At 72.5% G+C, this 7747-nt stretch carries 2 protein-coding genes; both read right to left on the minus strand.

Going from position 1 to position 7747, the window contains the following annotated elements; all coding sequences use genetic code 11:
* Window positions 1-9: 9 nt before the first annotated feature.
* The gene (gene asnB / locus T8K17_RS15655) at window positions 10-1881 is read right to left on the minus strand and encodes an asparagine synthase (glutamine-hydrolyzing) (RefSeq protein ID WP_322330671.1); all 1872 of its coding nucleotides are present in this window, start codon (window positions 1879-1881) and stop codon (window positions 10-12) included.
* Window positions 1882-1883: 2 nt separating this feature from the next.
* Window positions 1884-7742 (minus strand): SDR family NAD(P)-dependent oxidoreductase, encoded by a 5859-nt coding sequence (locus tag T8K17_RS15660; protein ID WP_322330672.1) that lies wholly within the window; start codon window positions 7740-7742, stop codon window positions 1884-1886.
* Between the last annotated feature and the right edge of the window lie 5 nt (window positions 7743-7747).

Below are 7747 nucleotides of genomic sequence, written 5' to 3' on the forward strand. Positions count from 1 at the left end.
TCCGGGCGGTTACAGGGGCGGAACCCGAAAGCAGTCCCGCAGGATTTCGAAGGAAAGGACGATCATCAGGAGATCGGGCTCGAAGGTGGTGTTCAGGGCGAAGCCGGGCGCGCGGTAGCGGGTCTTCAGCCGCTCCACGGTATCGGGGTCGAAGTAGCCGGCGCCGGCGATCCGCGCGCGGCTCAGCAGGTCCTCCACCCAGGGGATGCGGGCCTGGAGCAGGGCGGCGCTGGACGGGGCGACGAAGCCGAACTTCTGCCGGCCGGCGATCTCCGGCGGCAGGCGGTCGGCGGCCAGGCGGCGCAGGGGAGCCTTCTCGATGCCGCCGCGCACCAGGCAGCCGGGCGGGGCGGTGCGCACCCAGTCGATGACCTCGGGGTCGAGGAACGGGTAGCGGGCTTCCACCGAATGGGCATAGGCGACACGGTCGCCATGATCGGCGAGGAGGTGGTCGGCGAGGCGCAGCTTGAAGTCGACATAGGAGCGCTGGTGCAGCGGGTGGCGTCCGACCAGCTTCGCGGTGTCGACCGGCGGCGCCAGGCTGCATTCGAACCGGTCCAGCTCGGCGGCGAGATCGGGGGCGTAGAGCGCCCGCTTGGTTTCCGACAGGGCGACGTAGTCCCGCTCGTAGAAGAAGTCCGCATCGCCCCAGAGCCGCCGCCGGCGGTCGCGCTCCAACTGGGCGTCGAGGCTGAAATCCTCGGTACCTGACCGGGGACGAGCATCGAGCCGGTAGCCGACATAGCCGCCGAACAGCTCGTCGGCGCCTTCGCCGGTCAGCACCACCTTCAGCCCGTGCCGACGGACCAGCTCGGACAGGGCGAGGGAGCAGGTGTTGTAGCTCTCCTTCAGCGGTGCTTCGGCATGACGGACCGCGGCGCGCAGCCGGGCATGGATCTGCTCGGCGTCGAACAGGACGGTGTGATGCACGGCGCCGATGCGGCGGGCGACCATCTCCTGCTGGCAGCGCTCGTCGATCTGCCGGTCGGGGAAGCCGATGGAGAAGGCGTGGCGCTTGCGCGTCAGGCCGGCGGCGCGGTCGTGCTCGCCGATCAGGGCGGCGATCAGCGAGGAATCGAGACCGCCGCTGAGATAGAAGCCCACATCCACATCGGCCTGGAGTCGCCGTCCGACCGAGGCGCGCAGGCTGGACTCCAGAGCCTCGTAGTCCGGCTCGGCGGCGGGATCGAGGTCGGTGGCAAGCGGATAGTCCAGGTCCCAGTAGGGGCAGACGACCGGCTCGCCACCCTCCAGGATCAGCAGATGGCCCGGTGGCAGGCTGCGGATATCAGCGAACAGGCTGCGCGGGCTCACAGGTCCGGGGAAGGTGACGACCTGGTCCAGGGCGGTGAGGTCGATCCGGCGGCCGACCAGCGGGTGTTCCAGCAGCGCCTTCAGCTCGGAGGCGAAGAGCAGGGTGCCGTCGCGCCAGACATAGTACAGCGGCGCGATGCCGGCGGGGTCCCGGGCGAGCAGCAGACGGTTGCGCGCCGGATCGTACAGGGCCAGGGCGAACTGCCCGTTCAGGCGGTCGAGGAAGGCCGGGCCGTGCTCCTCGTAGAGATGGACCAGCACCTCCACATCGACCTGGGCGCGGAAGCTGTGGCCGCGCCGCTGCAGTGAGCGGCGCAGGTCCAGGTGGTTGTAGATCTCGCCGTTGCAGACCAGCGCGATCGACCGGTCTTCGTTGTGGATCGGCTGGTTGCCGCCGGCCAGATCGACGATCGCCAGTCGGCAGAAGCCGAGGCCGAGATGCGGCATCCGGGTGAGGCTGCGCCCGTCCGGCCCGCGATGCTCCAGGGTCCGCGTCATGCGGTCGAGCAGCGCCGCGTCGATGGCGTCCGCCCGTCCGGGAGTGTAGCAGCCGACGAACCCGCACATGGCTAGAACACCTCGTCGAGGTCGAGGGCGTCGGCGAGAAACTTGGCCTTGTCGCCGTCCTCGCGGGGACCGGCGGCGTCGAGCGCCGCGCAGAGGTCGCGCACCCCGATCTCCGGCGTCTCCGCCACCCGCCGGAGCAGCCGCGCGTAACCCTCGGCGAGCTCGTGCATCGCGGCGGCCTCGTAGCGGGCGCTGTTGTAGGCGAATTGCAGCGCAAGCCCGTCCGGCCCGTCGCAGACCATCACGTTCAGGTCGAACAGGGTGGTCTCGGCCTCCCGGCCGAAGGGGCGCAGCTCCAGATTGCCCAGCCTCAGCTCCAGATCCCGGCTCGGCATCAGGTTGAGCAGGACGCCGAACAGCGGCGTCTCGCCGGGGCGCACGGGCACGCCCAGATCCTCCACCAGCCGGTCGAAGGGATAGGCCTGGTGCTCGAACGCCTCGGCGACGGTGGCGGCCACCCGGTGCAGCAGGGTGCGGAAGCTCTCGCGCCGGGTGACGCGGTCGCGCAGGACGAGGTTGTTCAGGTAATGGCCGATCTGGCCCTCCAGCTCCGCCTGCTCGCGGCCGGCGACCGGGGTGCCGATGACGATGTCCGCCTCGCCGCTGGCCCGGTGGAGCAGGACCTTGAGGGCGGCGGCCAGCAGCATGAACAGCGTGACCGTCTCGGCCCGGCAGAGCCGATGTAGCCTGTCGCGGTCGGCGTCGGACAGGGTGACGACGACCTGCGCGCCGGCATGAGCCCGGCCGGCGTCGGCGTTCCGCACCCCGGGCAGTGCCGGGCGGGGCAGGTCGCCTTGCAGCTTGGTCATCCAGTACTCGCGGTGCCGGGCCATCGCCGGCCCCGCCATCTGACGTTCCTGCCAGACGGCGAAGTCGCGGTACTGCAGGGTCAGCGGCGGCAGGCTCGGGGCGTCGCCGGCGCGCAGGGAGCCGTAGGCCCGGTCGAGCTCGCGGATCAGCGCGTTGAGGCTGAGGCCGTCGCCGACGATGTGGTGCAGGGTGATCAGCAGCACGTGATCGTCGGCGCCGAGCTTCAGCAGGCCGGCGCGCAGCAGCGGCGGTGCGCCGAGGTCGAAGGGCGCAAGCGCCTCGGCCCGGGCCGCGTCTTCGGCCACGGCCGCCGGATCGGCGCGTCTCGACAGATCGCGGAGCGGCAGCGGGAAGGGAGCCGGTTCCCGGACCGCCTGACGCGGCGCGCCGCCGCTGACGACGAACGCGGTCCGCAGGCTCTCGTGCCGCGCCACCACATAGTCGAAGGCCCTGCGCAGCGCGTCGGGGTCGAGGCGACCGATCAGCCGCACCGCGTAGCTCATGTTGTAGGCGACCGAGGCCTCGGGCGACTGGCAGAGCAGCCAGAGCCGCTTCTGGCCGTGGCTCAGCGGATAGTCCGGCGCGGGCGGCGCGGGGGGAATGGCCGCCGGTGCCGCGTCGGTGCCGGCCGCCGCCAGGGCGGCGAGACCGGAGACGGTCGGGTGCTCGAACATCGCGCGCACCCCGAGATTGGTGCCGAGCCGCCGGTTGATCTGGGCGATGAGCTGGGTGGCCAGCAGGGAGTCGCCGTTGAGGGCGAAGAAGTTGTCCTCCGGTCCGACCCGCTCCAGACCGAGCACCCGGCACCAGATGTCGGCGATCGCGCCGCCCGGTCCGTCCTCCAGCTCCGGCGACGGATCGGTGGCGGGCATGACGGCGGGCTCCGGACCGGTGTCGGCAGGCCCTTCGCTTCGCCAGCGCGTCAGCCGCTGCTGCAGGTCCCAGGTGGAGACGGCGACCTGCGGGGCGAAGCGGTTGTCGAACAGGATGTCGAACACCCGGCGGCCCTCGGCCGGGGTGATCGACAGTGCCCGCAACCGGCCGTCCAGGGCCGATTGCTCGGGGCGGTCCTGCGCCTCCAGGTCCCAGGCGTCCCAGTTGACGCTGATCCAGGTGGCGGCGCCGTCCCGCTGTCGCCGGCGGGCGGCGGCGTCGAGCATGCTGTTGGCGGCGGCATAGGCGGTGAAGCCGAGGCCGCCGAGGATCGAGGCGAGCGAGGAGAACAGCAGGAAGAAGTCGGGCGGGCCGTCGGCGAAAATCCGATCCAGCGCGGCGACCCCGTGCGGCTTCACCGCGAAATGCCGGGCGGCGTCCTCCGGATCGACGCTGCGCAGGTCGCAAAGAGTGTCGGCGGCGGGCAGTCCGGCGGCATGGATCACGCCGTCGATCCGGCCGAAGGCGGCTTCGGCCTTGCGTCGGATCGTGGCTATGTCGGCGGGATCGCCGACGGTGCCGGCCAGATGCAGCACCCGCGCTCCGGCCCGCTCCATCGCGGCCATGCGCCGGGACTGTGCGGCCGTGGGGGTCTCGGTTCGGCTGACCAGCACGAGCCGCGCGGCCACGCGCTCGGCCAGGTATTCGGCGAGCAGCAGACCGAGCTGGCCGAGCCCGCCGACGATCAGATATGTGCCTTCGCGGCGCAGCAGCGGCGGAAGGCCGGCTGCGGGCGCGGTCACGGTCAGCGGTTCGACGCCATGGATCCAGCGGTAGCGGCCGCGCAGGGCGACCCGGCCGTCGGGCCGGGCCGTCGCGAGTTCCTGGCAGAGCCTGTCGACCCCGTCTGCCAGCTCGCGGGCGTCCAGGTCTATCGTCCGGCAGACGATACCGGGGAGTTCCTGGCCGATCACCCGCGCCGCCCCGGTCACGGCCGCGGCGTCGGGCACGAGCGGTTCGTCGCCGGTCACGTCCTCCGCGCCGGCGGTCACGGTGCAGAGATCGACGCTCCCGCCGCCGCAGCGCTCCGCCAGCGCCCGGCCGAGCAGGGCGAGACCGGTGAAACCGTGGCCCTCGCCAGCGCGGGACTCCGCTTCCAGCGACCACAGATAGACGATCCGGTCGGGCTGCCGCCCCTCCCGCGCCAGGGCGTCGAGCAGGGCGACGAAGTCCTCAGGCACGTCCGGGCGCAGGGAGTAGGTCGCGTCCTCGAGCCGGGCGAAGGCGTCGCCCGGAAGGGCGGCGATCGCCCGGGCCCCGCGCTCCCGCAGCGCCCGCAGCACCTCCGCGCCCCTGCCGTGCGGATGGGTCAGGACGAGCCAGGTCTGCGCCGGATCCACCGCAGGACCCCCGGCCGCCTCCGCCCGGCGCCAGGTCGGGGCGTAGAACCACCGGGTCACGTCCGAGTTCTTGCGCGGGTGGGCGGGCGCGGCGGCGGTGGCCTCCGGCTCCTCCTTGGGCGCATCGATCCAGTGCCGTTCCCGCTCGAACGGATATCCCGGCAGGGACACCCGGCGGCGGCGCGGCTCGGCGAAGGCGGCCCAGTCGACGGCGACACCGGCCTGCCAGAGAGCGCCGAGGCTGGCCAGGGTCGTGCGGTGATCGGTCGACCGCGCCTGCGCCCCCGGCAGGGTGGTCAGGGTCCGGGCCTGGGACGCTCCGGTGCGCCGCGCCGCCATGGCCAGCGCCTGGCCGGGCCCGATTTCCAGCAGGATGGCGTCCGGATGGTCGCGCAGGATCCGAGCGATCCCCTGGGCATAGGCAACCGGTTCGCGCAGATGGCGGAGATAGGTCTGCGGATCGCGCGCCCGCTCCGGGGTGATCCAGTCGCCGTCGAGATTGGAGATGTAGGGCAGCGTCGGCGCCGCCAGCCGGTGGCGGCCGATCTCCGCCGCGAAGCTGACCAGGACCGGCTCCATCAGAGGCGAATGGAACCCGTGGGAGACCGCCAGTCGCTGGGCCGGGACGCCGCTCTCCTCCAGCCGTGTCGCCAGCGCATCGATGGCCGGCCCGCTGCCGCTGGCCACGCAGCGATCCGGCGCATTCACCGCTGCGAGCGCCAGATCCGCGCCCAGAAGCGGCATCAGCTCGTCCGCCGGCAGGGGGACGGCCAGCATGGCGCCCGGCGGTGCGGCCTGCATCAGCCGGCCCCGGGCGGCGACCAGGGCGAGGGCGGTGTCCAGGTCCAGCGACCCGGCGAGGCAGGCGGCGACGTATTCGCCTAGGCTGTGGCCGATCAGGGCCGTGGGCTTGACCCCCCAGTGACGCAACAGGGCGGCGGTTGCGTATTCCACGGCGAACAGGGCCGGCTGGGCCACCTCCGTCGCTTGGAGCCGATCCGCCGCCCGGGCTTCCGACGCCGCGTCCCGGGGATGGACGACCCGGCGGATATCCAGGCCGAGATGCGGCAGAAGCCGCTCGGCGCAGGCGTCCAGGGCCATCCGAAAGACGGGCTCGTGCTCATAGAGGCCGCGCCCCATGCCAGGGTACTGGCTGCCCTGGCCGCTGCACAGGAAGATCACCGGCGGCGGATCGGCGGCGGCGACGTTGCCCTCTGCGGGTGCGAAACGTCTGAGCCGGGCCTGCGCCTCCTCGCCGTCGGCCGCCAGGACGACACCGCGATGTTCGAAGGCGCGCCTTCCGCGCTGCAGGGTGAAGGCGACATCCGCCAGATCCGCGTCGGCGCCGCCCGCGAACCAGTCGGCCAGGTCCCGGACCCGCCGCGACAGTACCGCCGCGCTGCGGGCGCTGACCGGCAGAAGCTGGAGCGGGCGCGACGGCGCGACGGGGACGACGGGCGGCGCCTCTTCCAGCACCACATGGGCGTTGGTGCCGCCGATGCCGAAGGAGCTGACCCCCGCCCGCCGCGGATGGCCGGCTACCGGCGCGGCCCAGTCCACGAGGCTCCGGTTGACCGTCAGGCCGGCGGCGGCGAAATCGATTTCCGGGTTCGCCCGCTCGAAATGCAGGCTCGCCGGGATCTGCCGGTGGCGCAGGCAGAGCACCGCCTTGATCAGTCCGGCGACACCCGCCGCCTCGTCCAGATGGCCGATATTCGTCTTGATCGAGCCGATCGGGCAGGGCCGGTCCCGTCCGCCGAACACGCGGGCCAGGGCCGCCACCTCGATCGGGTCGCCGAGCGGCGTGCCGGTGCCGTGCGCCTCCACATAGCCGATGGTCTCCGGTCCGACCGCCGCCACTGCCAGGGCCTCGGCGACGACCCGGGCCTGGCCGTCCACGCTGGGGGCGGTGTAGCCCGCCTTGTCGCCGCCGTCGTTGTTGATCGCGGACCCGCGGATCACCGCGTGGATGGTGTCGCCGTCGGCCAGGGCATCGGACAGCCGTTTCAGCACCACCAGGGCGGCGCCGTTGCCGCCCACCGTGCCCTGCGCCTCGGCGTCGAAGGCGCGGCAATGGCCGTCCGGCGACAGGATCCCGCCCGCCTGATGCAGATAGCCTGTGTCCTGCGGAACCTGGATGCCGGCCCCGCCGGCCAGCGCCATGTCGCACTGGTAGTCGAGCAGGGCCTGGGCGGCCATGTGGACCGCGACGAGGGAGGTGGAGCAGGCGGTGGACACGCAGACGCTCGGCCCGGTGAGGTCGAGCCGGTACGAGATCCGCGTGGCCAGATAATCCTTGTTGGTGCCGATCTGAACCGGCAGCTCGCCGATACCCGCCAGGGCCGCCCGGTTGGGCCAGAGGTTGTGCAGCAGGTAGCTGCTCGGCCCGCAGCCGGCGAAGACGCCGATCGAGCCGTCGTACCGAGCGGGATCGTAGCCGCTGTCTTCCAGCGCCTGCCAGGCGAGTTCGAGCATCGCCCGGTGCTGGGGATCGGTGATCCGAGCCTCGCGCGGGGTCATCCGGAAGAACGGCGCGTCGAAACTCTCGACGCCGTCGAGCCGGCCGTTCACGGCGACGTAGTCGGGCCGGTCGGTCACCTCGGCGGACAGTCCGGCGGCGCGCAGGTCCTCGCGCTCGAACCGGGTCAGCCCCTCGCGCCCGTCGCGGAGCAGGCGCCAGAGTGCATCGACGATGTCGGCGCCGGGGAAGCGGCCGGCCATGCCGATGATCGCGATCTCCTCGCGCTCGGCGGATGGGTCGAGGGATTGGGCGGTCATGGCGG

The organism is Thalassobaculum sp. OXR-137, from assembly GCF_034377285.1.
GTDB lineage: Bacteria > Pseudomonadota > Alphaproteobacteria > Thalassobaculales > Thalassobaculaceae > Thalassobaculum.

Excerpts from the sequence above, each read along its gene's own strand:
- asnB (WP_322330671.1), bottom strand. The coding sequence starts at position 1,881 with ATGTGCGGGTTCGTCGGCTGCTACACTCCCGGACGGGCGGACGCCATC.
- T8K17_RS15660 (WP_322330672.1), bottom strand. The coding sequence starts at position 7,742 with ATGACCGCCCAATCCCTCGACCCATCCGCCGAGCGCGAGGAGATCGCG.